The sequence below is a fragment of the Leclercia sp. M50 genome (assembly GCF_037150775.1).
GTDB lineage: Bacteria > Pseudomonadota > Gammaproteobacteria > Enterobacterales > Enterobacteriaceae > Enterobacter.
On record NZ_JBBCPK010000014.1, the window covers coordinates 1 to 18573 of the forward strand.

14 protein-coding genes and 1 pseudogene are annotated in these 18573 nt (G+C 56.8%); 7 read left to right on the forward strand and 8 right to left on the reverse strand.

Features of this window, described 5'->3' with window-relative positions; translation table 11 throughout:
* Positions 1-233 precede the first annotated feature (233 nt).
* From WFM46_RS05265 to WFM46_RS05280, 4 genes are all read right to left on the reverse strand, one after another.
* Positions 234-596 (reverse strand): YibL family ribosome-associated protein, encoded by a 363-nt coding sequence (locus tag WFM46_RS05265; RefSeq protein WP_103177745.1) that lies wholly within the window; start codon positions 594-596, stop codon positions 234-236.
* A gap of 59 nt (positions 597-655) precedes the next feature.
* The gene (gene mtlR / locus WFM46_RS05270; protein ID WP_103177746.1) at positions 656-1246 is read right to left on the reverse strand and encodes a mannitol operon repressor MtlR; all 591 of its coding nucleotides are present in this window, start codon (positions 1244-1246) and stop codon (positions 656-658) included.
* Positions 1243-2406 (reverse strand): mannitol-1-phosphate 5-dehydrogenase, encoded by a 1164-nt coding sequence (gene mtlD, locus WFM46_RS05275; protein WP_336997204.1) that lies wholly within the window; start codon positions 2404-2406, stop codon positions 1243-1245. Before mtlD ends, mtlR begins: the two co-directional genes overlap by 4 nt.
* A gap of 95 nt (positions 2407-2501) precedes the next feature.
* Complete coding sequence (locus WFM46_RS05280; protein WP_336997205.1) at positions 2502-4409, reverse strand: PTS mannitol transporter subunit IICBA; 1908 nt, start codon at positions 4407-4409, stop codon at positions 2502-2504.
* Positions 4410-5067: 658 nt separating this feature from the next.
* Between WFM46_RS05280 and WFM46_RS05285 the strand changes: the two genes are divergently transcribed.
* The 5 genes from WFM46_RS05285 (at position 5068) to selB (ending at position 10607) form a co-directional block, all read left to right on the forward strand.
* The gene (locus WFM46_RS05285; protein ID WP_103177749.1) at positions 5068-5424 is read left to right on the forward strand and encodes a DUF3302 domain-containing protein; all 357 of its coding nucleotides are present in this window, start codon (positions 5068-5070) and stop codon (positions 5422-5424) included.
* Between the two features lie 2 nt (positions 5425-5426).
* On the forward strand, positions 5427-6563 hold the full coding sequence (locus WFM46_RS05290; protein ID WP_156653696.1) for an HlyD family secretion protein: 1137 nt from the start codon (positions 5427-5429) through the stop codon (positions 6561-6563).
* Positions 6564-6656: 93 nt separating this feature from the next.
* On the forward strand, positions 6657-7265 hold the full coding sequence (locus WFM46_RS05295) for a glutathione S-transferase (RefSeq protein ID WP_336997206.1): 609 nt from the start codon (positions 6657-6659) through the stop codon (positions 7263-7265).
* A 103-nt stretch (positions 7266-7368) separates the two neighbouring features.
* Positions 7369-8754, forward strand: a complete 1386-nt coding sequence (gene selA / locus WFM46_RS05300) for an L-seryl-tRNA(Sec) selenium transferase (protein WP_336997207.1) — start codon at positions 7369-7371, stop codon at positions 8752-8754.
* Positions 8751-10607, forward strand: a complete 1857-nt coding sequence (gene selB, locus WFM46_RS05305; RefSeq protein ID WP_336997208.1) for a selenocysteine-specific translation elongation factor — start codon at positions 8751-8753, stop codon at positions 10605-10607. The genes selA and selB overlap by 4 nt, the downstream gene beginning before the upstream one ends.
* On the opposite strand, the pseudogene WFM46_RS05310 reads toward selB, so the two are convergent.
* Positions 10604-11491 (reverse strand): annotated as a pseudogene (locus WFM46_RS05310) (ROK family protein). The gene selB and the pseudogene WFM46_RS05310 overlap by 4 nt on opposite strands.
* Before the next feature lie 166 nt (positions 11492-11657).
* Here WFM46_RS05310 and aldB point away from each other — a divergent pair.
* Positions 11658-13196 carry an aldehyde dehydrogenase AldB gene (gene aldB, locus WFM46_RS05315; RefSeq protein ID WP_103177755.1) on the forward strand — a complete coding sequence of 513 codons (1539 nt, stop codon included), beginning with the start codon at positions 11658-11660 and terminating at the stop codon, positions 13194-13196.
* On the opposite strand, the gene WFM46_RS05320 is transcribed toward aldB, so the two are convergent.
* Positions 13166-14155, reverse strand: coding sequence for a LysR family transcriptional regulator (locus WFM46_RS05320; protein ID WP_156653698.1), 990 nt, complete (start codon positions 14153-14155; stop codon positions 13166-13168). The two genes, aldB and WFM46_RS05320, sit on opposite strands and share 31 nt — an antisense overlap.
* Before the next feature lie 119 nt (positions 14156-14274).
* Here WFM46_RS05320 and WFM46_RS05325 point away from each other — a divergent pair, with 119 nt between their 5' ends.
* Positions 14275-15015: a MipA/OmpV family protein gene (locus WFM46_RS05325; protein WP_336997209.1), complete on the forward strand. Its 741-nt coding sequence runs from the start codon at positions 14275-14277 to the stop codon at positions 15013-15015.
* Between the two features lie 50 nt (positions 15016-15065).
* Here WFM46_RS05325 and WFM46_RS05330 read toward each other — a convergent pair whose 3' ends face one another.
* Together WFM46_RS05330 and WFM46_RS05335 are read right to left on the reverse strand one after the other, a co-directional pair.
* Positions 15066-17033, reverse strand: coding sequence for a glycoside hydrolase family 127 protein (locus WFM46_RS05330; RefSeq protein ID WP_336997217.1), 1968 nt, complete (start codon positions 17031-17033; stop codon positions 15066-15068).
* Between the two features lie 10 nt (positions 17034-17043).
* Positions 17044-18444: an MFS transporter gene (locus tag WFM46_RS05335; RefSeq protein ID WP_336997210.1), complete on the reverse strand. Its 1401-nt coding sequence runs from the start codon at positions 18442-18444 to the stop codon at positions 17044-17046.
* Between the last annotated feature and the right edge of the window lie 129 nt (positions 18445-18573).

The window sequence follows — 18573 nt, forward strand, 5'->3', positions numbered from 1 at the left end:
GGTGAGTCTGTGCTCATCTCTGCGTCACATTATGTGTAAAAGTGGTCCTGCCAATAGTGTGATGTAGGGTTAATGACAACAAATGGTTAACCAAATGTTATTGGTCGGCAATGTGTTTGTGAGCAAAGATTATAGAAATGTGAACTAAGGAAGGGTTGCTCAGTGAATTGGTAGGGCCAATGTCGAGAGGGAAGAAGGTAGGCCGGGTCAGCATCGCGCCACCCGGCAAAAAATCAGAATTCGGTCTTACTGAAACCGGTCATCTCTTTCAGACCCATTTCACGACCCAGCTCGGTCATCGGATGGACAACCACCAGGCCGCGCACGCTTTTCTTCAGCTTGCCCATATCTGCCTGTTCTTTCTTGGTGATCGCACGGCGGAACGGCAGCTTAGTGAGCTTTTGCGCCTCTTTGCTCAGCTTCTGGCTGTGCACGCTGCGCAGACGTTCGATCTCAGTTTCCAGCGTCGCTTTCTCTTTTTCCAGCTCGGCGTACTTCTCTGCGGCATCAACCAGAGAGAGGCTGGCCTGCTGGTGGCGGATCAGATCCAGACGATCGCTCAGACGTTTGATTTCACTCTTTTCGACTTCTTTCATAACAAATGGCTCTAAAAACAGGGGGAATTACCACAAAGGATACACGAATGTGCGCAGGCTTACTTCTGAAACGCTTTTTTTAAGCTGATTCGGGAAATCAGCTCGGTCAGGGAGAGTACCATGGTGGAGCGAACAATCTGCTGATAACGCTGTTTCTGCATGGCGTAAAGCTCAGGATCGCTGGTATCAAAATGCGGCGCCGGGGGCAGGGCGGTAACGCAATGCAGCTCGCCCAGCGGACCGAGGATCTCGTCGTCGGTAAACGAATAGTCGTTGCCGTCGTGATTGAGCTCCTCGCGCAACGCCATCAGCAGTTCCGCATCTTCATACTCGTGACGGCTGATGACGCCCAGGCCATAGATCAGTTTCAGACGCACGGATAAATCGCCCAAGGGGCCGTCGCCGTCGAGCAACGGTTCAACTGCGTATTTCACTGCGTAGTCGTCTTTGCGAAACACCTGAAGTACCAGGATATTCACCGCCTCGGTTAATAACTCGACGGCGGATATCAGGAAACTTCGAACGGTTTTGCCAGCATTCAGACGCTCCAGCACACGGTTTTCAAAGGCCTGGGTTTGTTCCATTATTGCCTGCATATCTGACAATCTATCTTCCGGGCGCAGGATGACCTGCGCCAGTTCCTGCATCATTTGGTTGCGTTATAGTCGTTCACCGCCTCCACGACCACGTCGCTGTTGGCATCCAGACCGGATACCTGCGCCAGCGCGGCCTGTGGACCTTTCTCAGCAATCAACTGCGCCAGTTCCTGCGCCTGCGGATCTTCTTCGCTGCGGTAGTGCATCGCGGCAGCAATGCCTTTGACCAGGTTGGCGTGCGGCAGACCATATTCCAGGGTGCCGAGCAGCGGCTTAATCAGGCGATCGCCCGCACTCAGTTTGCGCAGCGGCTGACGGCCAACGCGCTCAACGTCATCTTTCAGATACGGGTTTTCAAAACGACCAAGGATTTTCTGAATGTATGCCGCGTGCTTATCGGCATCAAAACCGTAGCGTTTAATCAATACCGCGCCGCTCTCATCCATTGCACCTTTTACCACGGCGCGGACCTTCTCATCGAGAATGGCGTCACGAATGGTCTGATGACCGGCTAATTTACCGAGGTAGGCGGTTATAGCATGCCCGGTGTTCAGCGTGAAGAGCTTACGTTCGACAAATGCCATCAGGTTATCAGTTAATTCCATGCCAGCAATGTCAGGCAGTGGGCCTTTAAACTGGGTTTTGTCGACAATCCATTCGCTGAAGGTCTCGACGGTCACTTCCAGCGGATCGTGCGTGGCAGAGGCGGACGGTGGCACAATACGGTCTACGGCGGAATCAACAAAGCCAACGTGCTCTTCAACCCAGGCTTTATCTTCATCGGCTACCGCGGCCATCACGTGGCCTTTCAGCTGGCTGGTGCCACGCACCATGTTTTCACAGGCGATGATGTTCAGCGGGGTGTCGTTACCCTGGGCCTTACGTTTGGCCAGACCTTTCGCCACCGCTGGCGCGATGCGCTCCAGCACCACCGGACCGACGGCGGTCGTCACCAGGTCAACCCCGGCAATCAGATCGATAACGTCGTCGCCAATGCTGCTGACCGCGTTGACGCCGGTCACGGTTTCAACCTGCTCGTTTTCGCCAACCACATGCACCTGATAGCTATGACGTGCATTCAGGGCATCAAGTACCGTCTGATTGACATCGGCGAATGTCAGCGTAATGCCCGCGTCTGCAAGCAGTTTGCCGATAAAGCCACGACCGATGTTACCTGCGCCAAAATGTAATGCTTTCATAGTATTAACCTTCATCAATGTTTTTACCCGAGAGGGCTGGGGTGAGGAACCACGCGAATTTCCCCTCACCCTAGCCCTCTCCCCAACGGGGAGAGGGAGGTTTGCTTAACTTACTTGTTCAGCAGCGCCAGAACTTCTTCTACGCTGGTGGTGTTAGCCAGACGTTCGATAACACTCTCATCGTCCAGGGCATTGGTCAGGCTGGTAATCACCTGAATGTGCTCGTTGTTACGGGCCGCGATACCAATTACCAGACGGGCGATGTCATCTTCTTCTTCACCGAAGCGCACGCCTGCCGGGTACTGACAGAACACCACGCCGGTTTTCAGAACGCGATCTTTCGCTTCAACCGTACCGTGCGGTACCGCAATGGATTCGCCCAGGTAGGTCGGGGTCAGTTTTTCACGTTCCAGCATCGCTTCAACATATTCTGGCTGAACGTAGCCGCCTTTCACCAGCTGCTCACCGGCAAAGCGAATCGCTTCTTCTTTATTGCTCGCGGTACGGCCAAGGAAGATGTTCTCAGCACCCAGACGGAACAGGTGGCTATTGCTCTCATCGAAGCTGTCCTGCAGGCTGGTACGCACTTTCACTTCGTTTTCTTCGTGACGCTGTGCCGCCACCAGGCGTTCGGTCAGGCTGGTATACAGGCCGCTGTCGAGGAAGTTGGTCAGCGAAATGTGCTGCGCCTGCGGTACCTGGCGCATCGCACGCTCGGTCAGGTCGCGGTGGGTGATGAGCAGGTCAACATCCGGCGGCAGGCTGTTAATGGCGCTGTTGGTGACGGAGATCTGAGACAGACCGGCATCCGCCACTTTCTTACGCAGTACGCCTGCACCCATGGCGCTGGAGCCCATACCGGCGTCGCAGGCAACGATGATTTTACGAACATGGCTCAGGTCGTTAGAGACATCGCCCGCAGCCAGCGGCGTTGCGCCTTTAGACTGGGCTTTCATGTCCTGCATACGACGGGTTGCCGCTTCGATATCGTCTTCTTCTTTCACTTTGCTGGTTTTCAGCAGGATAGACGCCACGATGAAGGAGACCGCCATGGCTGCAAAGATTGCCGCGAGGTTAGCGAAGTAAGCACCTTTCGGGGTCATCGCCAGTACTGCCAGGATAGAACCCGGAGAGGCCGGAGAAACCAGACCGCCGCCCAGCACGCTCAGGGTGAACACACCGGTCATACCGCCGAGGATAACGGCGAGGATCAGACGTGGGTTCATCAGCACGTATGGGAAGTAAATTTCGTGGATACCGCCCAGGAAGTGGATGATTGCCGCACCGCCCGCAGACTGTTTCGCACTGCCACGACCGAAGAAGATGTACGCCAGCAGGATACCCATACCTGGACCCGGGTTCGCTTCAATCAGGAAGAAGATAGACTTGCCGAGATCGTGAGACTGCTGAATACCCAGCGGTGAGAAGATACCGTGGTTGATGGCGTTGTTAAGGAACAGGATTTTCGCCGGTTCAACAAAGATGGACGCCAGCGGCAGCATGTCGTGGGCAACCATGAAGTTAACGCCCGCCGCCAGCAGTTTGGAAAGTACTTCAACTGCCGGGCCAATGCCGAGGAACGCCAGAATCGCCAGGATCATACCGATGATGCCGGCAGAGAAGTTGTTCACCAGCATTTCGAAGCCGGATTTGATCTTGCCATCAACCCAGACGTCAAATTTCTTAATTGCCCAGCCGCCCAGTGGACCGGCAATCATTGCGCCGAGGAACATCGGCATATCCGCACCGACAATAACACCCATGGTGGTGATAGCACCGACCACGCCGCCACGGTCACCGCCTACCAGACGACCACCGGTATAACCGATGAGCAGCGGCAGCAGATAGGTGATCATTGGGCCTACAAGTTTTGCCAGCGTTTCGTTAGGCAACCATCCTGTCGGAATAAATAACGCGGTGATGATACCCCACGCGATAAACGCGCCGATATTTGGCATCACCATGTTGCTGAGGAAACGACCAAAGCTTTGAACTTTGATCTTGAAATCGGATGACATAAAACACCCCTTCTTTTTGTTTACGCAGGCCTTCGGCCCGAGGTTTGTTGTGAATGCGGTGGCAGAGGTAGCCTGCACTGTTCTGATGTCGTGAAATCTGGCACTTAATTGTTTCACTGTCCAGATGGGCAAAATTTATGTGATCTGAGTCACGTAAATGTGGGGGGTGTGGTGAGGAGTGGCGTGATGAATATCACAAAATTGATGTGTAAAAAAAATACAATGGACGTGAAAGCGGCAATATAGCCCCTTAAATGTGAAGTAGATCACATTTACAAGTCGCGAGTTTGTTTCTGGAGTGTGATCAAAACCACAAAAAATTTTTATGCGGATTTCTCTGGATGTGATCGCAGACAACTTCTGCTTTGGCGAACAGCGCCAGGATGTAAGTCAACAACACTTATCGCCAAAATTAAATATCTGTGATGTGGTGTGGCAAAAAGTTATAAGCTAAAGTAATCCATATTGTAAATTTAAGTCTATTATTATTCAGGATATATTTTGTCACGCTTATAAACTTGCATGGAGATATAACGAAAAACCATACTCCCCGGCTCTGAAATATTAATATCACGATCGTGTACTTACCAGTGAATTAATATGCTTGCTTACCATTTAATTACTTAAATGAGTTGTTGATTTATTTAGCGAGGCAAATATGTTTCTCAACTATTTTGCGCTGGGTGTGTTGATTTTTGTTTTCCTGGTTCTTTTCTATGGAATCATCGCTATCCATGACATTCCTTATAATATGGCCAAAAAGCGCAACCATCCTCATGCCGATGCGATCCATACGGCGGGATGGATAAGCCTGTTTACGCTCCATGCCATCTGGCCATTTCTGTGGATTTGGGCCACGCTCTACCAGCCAGAGCGCGGCTGGGGAATGCAGAACCACATTCAGCCCCCGGACCGTAGCCCCGACGTAGATGCGCTGGCGAAGCGCGTAGCCGAGCTGGAACAAAAACTGGCCGCCGTGCCGCCCGTTGCTGACAAGAATACGCCGGAGCGATAATCATGGATCTGTTGATCATATTGACCTATGTCGCGTTTGCATGGGCCATCTTTAAAATATTCCGTATCCCGGTAAACCAGTGGACGCTGGCGACCGCAACGTTAGGCGGCGTATTTATCGTGGCCGGCCTTATTTTATTAATGAACTATAACCACCCCTATACATTTACGGCGCAGAAAGCGGTTATCTCAATTCCGATTACGCCGCAGGTTACAGGGGTAGTAACTGAAGTGACCGATAAAAATAACCAGCTCATTAAAAAGGGCGAAGTGTTATTTAAAATCGACCCGGGCAGGTATAAAGCGCGCGTCGATCGGCTCCAGGCCGACCTGGTGACGGCGACACACAATATTGATGTTCTGAAAGCCCAGCTTACGGAAGCACAATCGAATACCACCCGCGTCTCCGCCGAGCGTGACCGTCTGTTCAAAGACTATCAGCGTTATGTGAAAGGCAGCCGGGCGAAGGTGAATCCGTTCTCTGAAAGCGACATCGATAACGCGCGGCAAAACTACCTGGCGCAGGACGCCATGGTGAAGGCGTCGGTGGCGGAACAGGTGCAGATCCAGAGCCAGTTAGAAAGCATGTCTAACGGCGAACAGTCGCAAATCGCCTCTCTGCGCGCCCAGCTGGCCGAAGCCACCTACAACCTGGACCAGACCATCATCCGGGCGCCGAGCAACGGCTACATCACCCAGGTGCTGATTCGTCCGGGGACCTATGCGGCTTCACTGCCGCTGCGTCCGGTGATGGTGTTCATTCCTGAGCAGAAACGGCAGATTGTGGCGCAGTTCCGCCAGAACTCGTTGCTGCGTCTGAAACCGGGCGATGAAGCTGAAGTGGTATTCAACGCCCTGCCGGGCCAGGTGTTCTCTGGCAAGCTCACCAGCATTCTGCCGGTGGTGCCGGGCGGTTCTTACCAGGCGCAGGGCTCGCTGCAGTCCCTGACGGTAGTGCCGGGTACCGACGGCGTGCTGGGCACCATTGAACTGGAGCCGAACGCCGACGTGGACGCTCTGCCTGACGGTATCTATGCCCAGGTGGCGGTTTACTCCGATCACTTCTCGCATGTTTCCGTGATGCGTAAGGTCCTGTTGCGTATGACCAGCTGGATGCACTACCTCTATCTCGACCATTAATCCCCTGAAAGGCAGGCATGCGCGATGCATCGCCTGCCTTTTTTCTTTGCCTGAGCCATACTTATGCTTTTGTTGGCGGATAAGGAGCAGGCAATGAAACTCATCGGCAGTTATACCAGTCCCTTTGTACGTAAAATCTCCATTCTCCTGCTGGAGAAAGGCATCACTTTTGAATTTGTTAATGAACAGCCCTATCAGGCTGAAAGCGGTGTCGCGCAGTACAATCCCCTGGGCAAAGTCCCGGCGCTGGTAACCGATGACGGTGAACACTGGTTCGATTCCCCCATCATTGCCAGCTATATCGAACTGCTGGATATCGCCCCGGCGATGATCCCCCGTGAACCGAAAGCGGCGCTGGCTATCCGGCAAATCGAGGCGCTGGCGGATGGGATCATGGATGCGGCGTTAGCCTCCGTGCGTGAACAGGCCCGCCCGGCGGCGCAGCAATCCGAGAGCGAGCTGCTGCGCCAGCGCGAGAAAATCGCTCGCAGTCTCGATCATTGTGAGCAGCTGATCCGCGACGGGAAAATTGCCACCGACAGCGTCAATCTGGCGACCATCGCCATCGCCTGCGCCATCGGCTACCTCAATTTCCGCCGGGTTTCACCGGGCTGGTGCGTCGATCGTCCGCTGCTGGTTAAGCTGGCGGAAACCCTCTTCCAGCGTGAAAGTTTCGCCCGTACCGAACCGCCAAAGGCTTGATGTCGTCGATAACACTTCCTTGCCGGACGCGGTACAATCGCTCCTGACATTGACTCCCTCTCCCGTCGGGAGGGGGGAAAATACCTAACCGTCAGGCATATTCATGACTACTCAGCACGCTCTCTACAGCCAACTCCCCGCGACCGATCGTCTGCTTCGCGATGCCCGTCTTACTGCCATTATTGCCCGGTTTGGTCACAGCCGAACGGTGGAGACCTTGCGTCTGTTACAGGACGAAGCCCGCGCCGGGATCCGCGCCGACAACCGCCTGCCAGCGTGGTGCGACGACTGGGCCCAGGAGACCGAAAAGCGGCTGGCGCAGGATGACGCCACGGGCCTGCGCCCGGTCATCAACCTGACGGGCACCGTGCTGCATACCAATCTGGGGCGCGCGCTGCTGGCAGAGGAGGCGGTTGCCGCGGTCACCCAGGCGATGCAGGTGCCAGTGACCCTGGAGTACGATCTCGACGGTGCCGGACGCGGCCACCGCGACCGCGCGCTGGCGGCGCTGCTGTGCCAGCTCACCGGGGCGGAAGATGCCTGCATTGTGAATAACAATGCTGCGGCGGTGCTGCTGATGCTGGCCGCGACGGCAAGCGGTAAAGAGGTGGTGGTCTCCCGCGGTGAGCTGGTGGAGATTGGCGGCGCGTTTCGCATCCCGGATGTGATGACCCAGGCCGGGTGCCAGCTTCGCGAGGTGGGCACCACCAACCGTACCCACGACCGGGATTACGCCGCAGCTATCAATGAAAACACCGCTCTGCTGATGAAGGTGCATACCAGTAACTACCACATCGAAGGCTTTACTCATGCCGTGGACGAAGCCGAGCTGGTGCGCATCGGGCAGGAGAATGAGGTGCCGGTGGTCGTCGATCTGGGCAGCGGTTCGCTGGTGGATCTCAGCCGCTATGGCCTGCCGAAAGAGCCGATGCCCCAGGCGCTGATTGCCGCCGGTGTCAGCCTGGTGAGCTTCTCGGGGGATAAGCTGTTAGGCGGTCCGCAGGCGGGGATTATTGTCGGTAAGCGCGAGCTGATTGCCAGATTGCAACAGCATCCACTGAAACGCGCCCTGCGGGCGGATAAAATGACCCTCGCCGCGCTGGAGGCGACCTTGCGCCTCTATCTTCATCCGGAGACGCTGGCCGAACGGCTGCCGACGCTGCGCCTGTTGAGCCGCGATGCCGCCTCCATTCACCGTCAGGGAGAGCGGCTGCTGACAGACATTGCTGCACACTACCCTGACTTCGAGGTGCGGGTGGAAGATTGCCTGTCGCAGCCGGGCAGCGGGTCGCTGCCGGTGGATCGTCTGCCCGGCGCGGCACTGACCTTTACCCCGCGTGACGGGCGCGGCGGCCAGCTGGACGCGCTGGCATTGCGCTGGCGCTCGCTGCCTGTGCCGGTGCTCGGACGGATCAAGGACGGGCGCCTGTGGCTGGATTTACGTTGCCTGGAAGATGAAGCACTGTTTCTGGAGATGTTGTTGAAATGATTATTGCCACTGCCGGTCATGTTGACCATGGCAAAACGACGTTGTTGCAGGCGATCACCGGCGTCAACGCCGACCGACTGCCGGAAGAGAAAAAGCGCGGCATGACCATCGATCTGGGTTATGCCTACTGGCCGCAGCCGGATGGCCGGGTGCTGGGGTTTATTGACGTGCCGGGGCACGAAAAGTTTTTATCCAACATGCTGGCGGGGGTGGGCGGTATCGATCACGCCCTGCTGGTGGTGGCCTGTGATGACGGGGTGATGGCGCAGACGCGCGAGCATCTGCAGATCCTCAGTCTGACTGGCAACCCGCAGCTGACGGTGGCGCTGACCAAAGCCGATCGCGTCGATGAGGAGCGGGTGGAGGCGGTGCGCGAGGAGGTGCTGGCGACCCTGCGCGATTATGGCTTCGCGGATGCCACGCTGTTTGTCACCGTCGCCACCGAAGGGCGGGGAATCGATGCCCTGCGCGATCATCTGCAACAGCTCCCTGAGCGCGCCCATGCTGACCATCACCGTTTTCGGCTGGCTATCGACCGCGCCTTTACCGTGAAAGGGGCGGGGCTGGTGGTGACCGGCACGGCGCTGTCTGGCGAGGTGCGGGTGGGTGACAGCCTGTGGCTGACCGGGGTCAACAAGCCGGTACGTATTCGCGGGTTGCACGCGCAGAATCAGCCTGTCGAACAGGCGCACGCCGGACAGCGTATTGCCCTGAACCTGGTGGGTGATACGGAAAAAGCTGAGCTGAACCGCGGCGACTGGCTGCTGGCCGGGACGCCGCCGGAGCCGGCCACGCGGGTGATTGTCTCCCTGCAGAGCGATGTACCGCTCGCGCAGTGGCAGCCGCTGCATATTCACCATGCCGCCAGCCACGTGACGGGACGTGTCTCGCTGCTGGAGGGGGCGCTGGCGGAGCTGGTCTTTGACACCCCTCTGTGGCTGGCCGACAACGATCGGCTGGTGCTGCGCGATATTTCTGCCCGCGTCACCCTGGCCGGGGCGCGGGTCGTGACGCTTAATCCCCCGCGTCGCGGAAAGCGTAAGCCGGATTACCTGAACTGGCTGGCGACGCTTGAGACGGCGACGGATGACCGCAGCGCCCTGCTGGCGCACCTGGAGCGTGGGGCGGTGAATCTGGATGACTTTGGCTGGGCACGCCAGCTCAGCGGAGAAGGACTGCGTCAGCTGACGCAGCAGCCGACGTTCATCCAGGCCGGAAACAGTCTGTTAAACACCCCGGTTGCCGCCCGTTGGCAGCGTAAAATTCTCGATGTGCTGGCAATCTATCATCAGCAGCATCAGGATGAACCTGGCCCCGGGCGCGAGCGCCTGCGTTGCATGGCGCTACCGATGGAGGATGAAGCCCTGGTGCTGCTGCTGATCGAGCGGATGCGCGAGAGCGGGGAGCTACACAGCTACCACGGCTGGCTGCATCTGCCGGATCATAAAGCGGGCTTTACCCCGGAGCAGCAGGCCGTCTGGCAAAAAGCGCAGGCGCTGTTCCGCGACGACCCCTGGTGGGTACGCGACCTGGCGCGTGAAACCGCCACTGACGAACAGACCATGCGTCAGGTACTGAAGCATGCGGCGCAGCAGGGGCTGATCACCGCGATCGTCAAAGACCGTTACTATCGCCACGATCGCATCGTCACCTTTGCGAATCTGATCCGGGCGCTGGATAGCGAGCGCGGCTCCACCTGCGCGGCGGATTTCCGCGATCGGCTGAACGTCGGGCGTAAACTGGCGATCCAGATCCTGGAGTATTTCAACCGCATTGGCTTTACCCGCCGCCGCGGTAACGATCATCTCCTGCGTGACGCGCAGCTCTTTACCGGCGAGTCGCCGCAGCCTTAAGTCTCGCTTCTGGCAAGTTTCTGTTTTGCCAGCCATACGGCTCCCAGCCTGCCCGCCTGGTTACCCAACTGGCAGGGCAGGATGGGCACCTGTAGCGCCTCCCACTCTTCAAAGGTCTGCAGGTGTCTGTCGAGCAGCTTATAAATTTTCTCCTGCTCGCTGATGCCGCCGCCAATCAGCACCACCTGCGGATCAAACATGGAGATGACGCTGTAGACTCCGCGGGCCAGAAACAGGGCCCACTCTTCGACGGCTTCGCGCAGATGCAGGTCGTTCTCCATACGCTCGAACAGCTCTTCGCCTTTCGGCATCTCCTCTTCGGAGACGGCCAGCGCCCGGCGGCAGGTCTCCATCAGCCCTTTGGCCGAGGCGACGATATGCATCCCTTCGCCGTTCTTGCCGACCGGGATCACCCCGAATTCCCCGGCGCGGTGGTGCGAGCCGCGCCAGAGATCGCCCTCCACCACAATGCCGCCGCCGATTCCGGTACCGAGCGTAATGCAGACAAAGTTTTCATATTCACGCCCCGCGCCGCGCCAGCGTTCGCCCAGCGCAGCTCAGTTGGCGTCATTCTCGGCGATAACCGGCAGGTCCGTCAGCTCTGAGAAAAGCGCATACAGGTTAATGTTATCCAGATAGTCGAGCGCGCCCGCCTTTGCGGCTTCGCCGGTATGGGTATTGATGTGGCCAGGAAAACTCACGCCGATAGCCGCGATCTCGTGTTCGTTCTGGTAAGCCTCGACCACCTCGCGCCACTGTTGCTTAAAGCTCTCTTCATCCTCTGGGGTATCAAACTGATCGGTGGCGATTTCGTTGCCGTTCTCGTCGATCACGCCATGTTTAATGTGGGTTCCGCCCACGTCAAAGCCGATAAAAAGCCGCATTTATCCTTACCTCCGCCCGGGTTGTGCGCTTTAAGTATGGCTCAGCGCCGAAAACCAAACGTAAAGTAAGGTAATGCGTGAAGGGGCTCGCAAAGCAGGCGACGACTGGCGATGTTTTCACCGCCGCGGTCTACCTTTGAAAGACACTACACACAAGGAGACAGTCATGACGAATAACCCTCCATCAGCACGTATCCTGCCTGGCGAATATGGTTTTCCTCTCAAACTTAAAGCCCGTTATGACAACTTTATCGGCGGCGACTGGGTTCCTCCGGCCGACGGCGACTATTATCAGAACCTCACCCCGGTGACCGGCCAGCCGCTGTGCGAGATCGCCAGCTCCGGGAAACGCGATATCGATCTGGCGCTGGATGCCGCCCACAAAGCGAAAGAGAAGTGGGCGCACACCTCGGTACAGGATCGCGCGGCGATCCTGTTCAAAATCGCGGATCGCATGGAGCAGAATCTGGAGCTTTTAGCCACGGCGGAAACCTGGGACAACGGTAAACCGATCCGCGAAACCATGGCCGCCGACGTGCCGCTGGCTATCGACCATTTCCGCTACTTCGCCTCCTGTATTCGAGCGCAGGAAGGGGGGATCAGCGAGGTGGACAAAGATACCGTGGCCTATCACTTCCATGAGCCGCTGGGCGTGGTCGGACAGATCATTCCGTGGAACTTCCCGCTGCTGATGGCCGCCTGGAAAATGGCGCCCGCGCTGGCGGCAGGCAACTGTGTGGTGTTGAAACCGGCGCGCTTAACTCCGCTGTCGATCCTGCTGCTGATGGAAGTGGTGGGCGACCTGCTCCCGCCGGGCGTCGTGAACGTGGTCAACGGCGCGGGCGGGGAGATTGGTGAATATCTGGCGACCTCCAAACGGATCGCCAAGGTGGCCTTTACCGGCTCCACCGAAGTGGGCCAGCAGATCATGCAGTACGCCACCCAGAACATCATCCCGGTCACGCTGGAGCTGGGCGGAAAATCCCCGAACATCTTCTTCGCCGATGTGATGGACGAAGAGGATGCCTTCTTTGACAAGGCGCTGGAAGGGTTTGCGCTTTTTGCCTTCAACCAGGGGGAAGTTTGTACCTGTCCAAGCCGGGCGCTGGTGCAGGAGTCCATTTACGAACGCTTTATGGAGCGCGCCATCCGCCGCGTGGAGTCGATCCGCAGCGGCAACCCGCTGGACAATGGTACCCAGATGGGGGCCCAGGTTTCCCACGGGCAGCTGGAGACGATCCTCAACTACATTGATATCGGTAAGAAAGAGGGGGCGGATATCTTAACCGGCGGGCGGCGCAAGATGCTGGACGGGGAGCTGAAAGAGGGTTACTACCTTGAGCCGACCATCCTGTCCGGTAAAAACAACATGCGCGTCTTCCAGGAGGAGATCTTTGGCCCGGTGCTGGCGGTGACTACCTTCAAAACCATGGAGGAGGCGCTGGAGCTGGCCAACGATACCCAGTATGGCCTGGGCGCAGGCGTCTGGAGCCGCAACGGCAATCTGGCCTATCAGATGGGCCGCGGGATCCAGGCCGGACGCGTATGGACCAACTGCTATCACGCTTATCCGGCGCATGCCGCGTTTGGCGGATATAAACAGTCGGGTATTGGCCGTGAAACGCACAAGATGATGCTGGAACATTACCAGCAGACCAAGTGTCTGCTGGTGAGCTACTCCGACAAGCCGCTCGGGCTGTTCTGACCCTTCAGCGCAGGCCGCCGCTGGGTGGCCTGCGCAATCTGCTTACGCAGGGTATTCAGCACGCCGTCGAGCACATACTGCACCCGCCACGGTTGATAGTCACGTTTACGGAAGATAGCTACCAGATCCAGCCACCACTCCTCCTGATGCGCGAAGCAGGGCACCAGAACACCCTGTTCGATCTCTTTCTGCAGGCTCTGTTTGGGCGCAAAAACGATCCCCAGATGATTGCGCGCCAGCTCCAGCGCCGTCTGGGTGTTGTCGCAAATATAGTTCCCGGTGACTTTATAGTCATGTATCTGATTGCTGTGATTCGCGCGGAAACGCCAGATGTTGGCATCGTCGATAACCATTGAATCAATAAGAATGCAGGAGTGATTAATTAAATCTTCAGGAGAACTAATAGGGTGCTTTTTAATATATTCCGGGGTGGCGAAAGCGGTAACCGAATATTTGGTTAAGGTCGTGGCGACCAGAGTTTCATCTTTGGGTTGGGCATAGGTAATTAAAATATCACAATCGTCGGGGAACACGACGCCTTCGAGAAACTCGCTGCCATTCAGGTTATAGGTTTTCAGGCTAATGCGAATATCGCCAATATTGTCGATCTCATGAATCACATGGCGGGCCAGCCAGGTAATGATACCCGTTGGCCCGTAAATAGTCACTTTACCGCGTTTTTCATGCTTATAATCTGCAATAAAATTAACCAGTTGTTCGTTCTTTTCCAGCGAGGCGTTGATAAAGGGCAGCAGCGACTGGCCAAACTGGGTCAGCGCCAGGTGACGGGTGGTGCGCTCGAAAATCTTCAGCCCGACGCGAGTTTCGAAATCCGAGAGATATTTACTGACGTTGGCCTGGGCCATACCCAACAACGCGGCAGCATCTCCAATGCTGTGAGTGGCGGCAATGACGGAAATAATTTTTAATTCGCGCGGTTTGATTTGCAGCTTGTGCATTGCCTGATGCTCATCTATATGAATTTATATATAATATTATACAAATATCAAAATTGCATTGCGATTTTTGTAACCATTATTATGCGCCGGGTCGCAGGAAATTTAATGGATTACAAACAATGACGTTTAAAAAGAGTTTACTCATCGCCACGGTTTTATTTGCAGCTGCTCCCGCAATGGCCGATGAATTTTCAATTGGCGCGGGCGCCGTTTTTAATGAGTCACCGTATAAAGGTTATAACGAGAATGTTTTCGCTGTTCCATTAATGCACTACGAAGGGGAACATTTTTACGTGCGTCAGGCTACCGGCGGCTGGATTGTCTGGAAAGATGCCAAAAACGAACTCAGCCTGACCGCCTCCTGGATGCCGCTGCACTTTGATCCGGACGATAACGACGACTCTGCGATGAAGCAGCTGGACGAGCGCAAAGCCTCCGCGATGCTGGGCGGCGCCTACTATCACCACGAAAGCTGGGGTAGCCTGAAGTTGGCGATTGCCGCCGATGCGATGGATGAGAGCGGCGGCATGATGGGTGAAATCTCTTATTTCCGCCCGTTCCGCATGGCGCGCCTGACCCTGACGCCATCGGTGGGGGTCTTTTACTACGATGAAAGCTTCAACGATTACTACTACGGCGTCTCGCAGAAAGAGTCCCGTCGCAGCGGTTTAAAGCAGTACAATGCAGGCGAAACCGTGACCCCTTATGTGGGTGTGGCAGCTAAATACCCGCTGACACAGAATCTCTCTCTGAATGCCAGCGCCGTCTATACCGTGCTGCCTGACGATGTGAAAAACAGCCCGATGATCGACCGTGACGACAGCTTCGCGCTGATGACCGGTCTCTCCTGGACGTTTTAAGGTAGTAAAAATCAGCCCTCTGAGATGAGGGCTGATTCTGTTTTCCGGCTTTAGCGTGCGGCGTTCGCCTCATCCACCCAAATCCGCATCTCCCCTTCGCCCCGGTTAGCCCAGCTAAACCACGGAATAAAGGTCAGCGTCTGCGCCTGTTGCGTGGCGGGGGCACGATCGTACTGCCACAGCGGTTGGTGTTCAGCGTCCGCGGCGTGGCGGGCATACCCTTGCGTCTGGATCAGCATCTTATGGGCAAAAATCCCTTTACCTTCAACGAGCCTGAATTCGCTGTCGGCTGGCAGGGTAAGGTTGTGCAGCCCCGCGCCGTTATCCGCCTCTTCAAGACAGTAGACCAGTGGCCCGCGCTGCAAAGCCACTTTTCCGGCCTGCTGGCGCACCTGCGGATTACCGTAAACCCGGCGGACCGGCATCGGCAGGGTTAACACCAGCTTATCGCCTTCCTGCCAGCGGCGGGTCAGGTAGATATAGCCCTGACGCATCTCACCCGTGATGGGTTTGCCATTCAGCGTGAGCTGTGGATTGTCGCACCAGTCCGGCACACGTAAGGCCAGGGTATAGTCGACGTCCACCGAGGAGGCGATTTCGATGACGACCTGCTCCTGCCACGGGTAGTTGCCGCTGATCCGCAGCTGCAACTCCTGCTCACCCACCGGGAAAGCCATGCTGTTGCCGATGTAGAGGTTGATAAACAGGGCATCGTCGCGAACGGTATAGATGTAGTGACCAATCGAGGCCAGAACGCGGGCGATGTTTGGCGGGCAGCAGGCGCAGCCGAACCAGCGCTGGCGAACCGGCTTCACGTGATCGTAGACATGGTTAAATTTCAGCGTCTTCGGATGCACTTCCAGCGGGTTGACGTAGAAGAAGTGTTTCCCGTCCAGCGCCATGCCGCCAAGCACGGTGTTGTACAGCGCCCGCTCCATAACGTCGGCGTACTGGCTGTTGGCTTCCATTTCCAGCATGCGACGGGCAAACATCATCAGGCCGATGGAGGCGCAGCTTTCAGCATAGACGGTGTCGTTCGGCAGATCGTAATCGCTGCTGAAGGCTTCGCCGCTGCTCTGGGAACCAATCCCGCCGGTGATATAGAGCTGGCGCTGGGCCATGTTATTCCACAGGCGCAGGCAGTCCTGGCGTTTACTCTCATCCTGACTTAAACGGGCCAGGTGCGCGACGCCGGTCATCAGATAGACGAAACGCACCGCATGACCAATCGCCGTTTGCTGTTCCGCCAGCGGCTGATGCGCCTGGCTGTAGGCTTTATCCTGTACCATCCACGCCGGGCCGTAGGTGTTCCAGTACGAGGTTTTGCCCCGCTTTTCATATTCGATGTCGTAGAAGTGCGGCTGGGTGCCACGCGCTTCAACGAAATATTTCGCCAGCGCCAGGTAGCGCGGCTCCTGGGTGACATCAAAAAGGCGCATCAGCGCCAGCTCGATCTCCGGGTGGCCGGGATAGCCGTGTAGCTGCTGCTCGCCCGGACCAAAAACGCTGTCGATATGGTCGGCCAGCTTACAGACCACCTCCAGCAGACGGCGTTTGCCGGTGCCCTGGAACCAGGCTACGCCCGCTTCAATCATATGCCCGGCGCAGTAAAGCTCGTGGCACTCCGCCAGGTTTGTCCAGCGCTCCTCCGGCGCTTTTACCGTGAAGTAGGTATTGAGATAGCCATCGTCGCACTGAGCGGCGGCTACCAGTTCAATCACCTCATCGGCGGTTTTTTCCAGCCCCGCGGCGGGTTTTTGGCATAGCGACCAGGCGACCGCCTCCAGCCATTTCGCCACGTCGCTGTCCTGAAAGACCATCCCGTAGAATTCACCATTTTGCTGACCCGCCGCGATGCGAAAGTTGCTGATGGCATGGCTCGGTTCCGCCTCCTCAATGCGATCGTTCAGGGCATCCCACTGGTAGGGGATGACCACATCGCGCACCAGCTGTTGATACTGACCCAGAAACGGGTCGCTGATTTTCAGTTTATGCAGGTCGGGTTCCATTATGGACATCATGTTCTCCTCAGGCGTGAGCGTGACGCTGGCGCAGGTCGGTGGCAATGCGCGTCATCATCGGGTTATTGAGTCGGCACTTGCGGATCGCCAGCGCCAGCAGCAGATGGAAAAGAGCGGGCAGCAGGGTCTCCATGGCGGTAATGCCCTGTAATGAGGCGGGCGTCTGGTTGCCTGCGCCCGGCTGGTAGGCGACGAAAATAAACACCAGGCTGATGATCCCGGCGCTGGAAGCCCAGGCCAGCTTGATGAAAAAGAGGTTAAAGGCGAAGTTCATGCCGGAGGAGCGTACGCGGGTTTTCCACTCGCCGTAGTCGTCAGCAAAGGCCATCAGTGCGAAGTGCAGCGGCAGGGTAAAGCCGAGGATCACGCCGTTCGCCAGAATGACCACCAGCCACAGAGTCTGGTAAGCCGGGCCGCCGGGCAGGAACCACATCCCCACCGCCAGGGCTGCCAGCACCAGGTTGGTGTAGTAGTAGAGTTTGACGGTGTCGCTGCGACGCGACAGCAGGTTAACGATCACCGCGCCCAGAATAGAGGCAAAGGTCACCATCGTGAAGAAGAGCGAGGTGTAGGCGGTGCTCCCTTCCAGCACGTAAGTGATGAAATACATGTAGCCGCCGCCACGAATGTTGAAGACGTTAATCAGCAGGAAAGACATCACCAGCATCAGCAGCAGTTGGTCGTTGTTACGCAGACCGGCGAGGTGCTCCTTAAGGGTAAATTTTCCCATCATCGCCAGCGGTACGCGCTCGCGAACCCAGAAGAAGCAGCACAGGAACATCACCACCGCAATGGCGCACAGCACACCCACGCCGAACTGATATCCCTGCGCCACGTTGCCCTGGCCGAGAAGTTCAACCAGCCACGGCAGGCCAACGGAGACCAGAAAACCGGCCACGCCGCACAGCACAAAACGCCATGACTGGCAGGAGAGCACTTCGCTGTGGCGGGTGGTCATGGTGTTGATCAGCGCGCAATAGGGCACGTTGATGGCGGTATAGCCCACCGAGAGCAGCAGATAGGTGCCGAAGGCCCAGGCGATTTTGACCCCCATGCCCGCGTCCGGCACGGTGAAGGTCAGCACGCCGATAATGCCAATCGGCAGGGCGACCCACAGCTGCCAGGGGCGAAAGCGTCCCCAGCGGCTCTGGGTACGGTCGGCGATGATCCCCATCACCGGGTCGGATATGGCGTCGAAGATGCGCAGGGCGATAAACAGCGTGCCGACCAGCGCCGGGGTTAAACCAAAGACATCGGTATAGAAAAAAGTGAGAAAGTTCATGATCAAACAGGTGATCACCGTGCCGCCAGCATCACCCAGGCCGTAGCCTATTTTTTCTCGCACCGTCAGGCGATCGTTGATGGCCTGCTGGGCGATCTCTGTCTGTGTAATCGGGGTAGAAGTCATGAGGTAACTCCTCGGGTTATTGAATTTTTTATGTTGTTTTGCAGAGTACCTGACTAATTTTGCACTGTTCCCTGGGGGCAACAAGGGAAGGGAAAAGTATAAAAAGGTGAGGATTCCGACCTTGTGCGT

Coding starts and splice junctions, on each gene's coding strand:
- WFM46_RS05325 (WP_336997209.1), top strand. CDS start 14,275: ATGACGTTTAAAAAGAGTTTACTCATCGCCACGGTTTTATTTGCAGCT.
- WFM46_RS05290 (WP_156653696.1), top strand. CDS start 5,427: ATGGATCTGTTGATCATATTGACCTATGTCGCGTTTGCATGGGCCATC.
- selA (WP_336997207.1), top strand. CDS start 7,369: ATGACTACTCAGCACGCTCTCTACAGCCAACTCCCCGCGACCGATCGT.
- aldB (WP_103177755.1), top strand. CDS start 11,658: ATGACGAATAACCCTCCATCAGCACGTATCCTGCCTGGCGAATATGGT.
- selB (WP_336997208.1), top strand. CDS start 8,751: ATGATTATTGCCACTGCCGGTCATGTTGACCATGGCAAAACGACGTTG.
- mtlD (WP_336997204.1), bottom strand. CDS start 2,406: ATGAAGGTTAATACTATGAAAGCATTACATTTTGGCGCAGGTAACATC.
- WFM46_RS05330 (WP_336997217.1), bottom strand. CDS start 17,033: ATGTCCATAATGGAACCCGACCTGCATAAACTGAAAATCAGCGACCCG.
- WFM46_RS05320 (WP_156653698.1), bottom strand. CDS start 14,155: ATGCACAAGCTGCAAATCAAACCGCGCGAATTAAAAATTATTTCCGTC.
- WFM46_RS05295 (WP_336997206.1), top strand. CDS start 6,657: ATGAAACTCATCGGCAGTTATACCAGTCCCTTTGTACGTAAAATCTCC.
- WFM46_RS05280 (WP_336997205.1), bottom strand. CDS start 4,409: ATGTCATCCGATTTCAAGATCAAAGTTCAAAGCTTTGGTCGTTTCCTC.
- mtlR (WP_103177746.1), bottom strand. CDS start 1,246: ATGATGCAGGAACTGGCGCAGGTCATCCTGCGCCCGGAAGATAGATTG.
- WFM46_RS05335 (WP_336997210.1), bottom strand. CDS start 18,444: ATGACTTCTACCCCGATTACACAGACAGAGATCGCCCAGCAGGCCATC.
- WFM46_RS05265 (WP_103177745.1), bottom strand. CDS start 596: ATGAAAGAAGTCGAAAAGAGTGAAATCAAACGTCTGAGCGATCGTCTG.
- WFM46_RS05285 (WP_103177749.1), top strand. CDS start 5,068: ATGTTTCTCAACTATTTTGCGCTGGGTGTGTTGATTTTTGTTTTCCTG.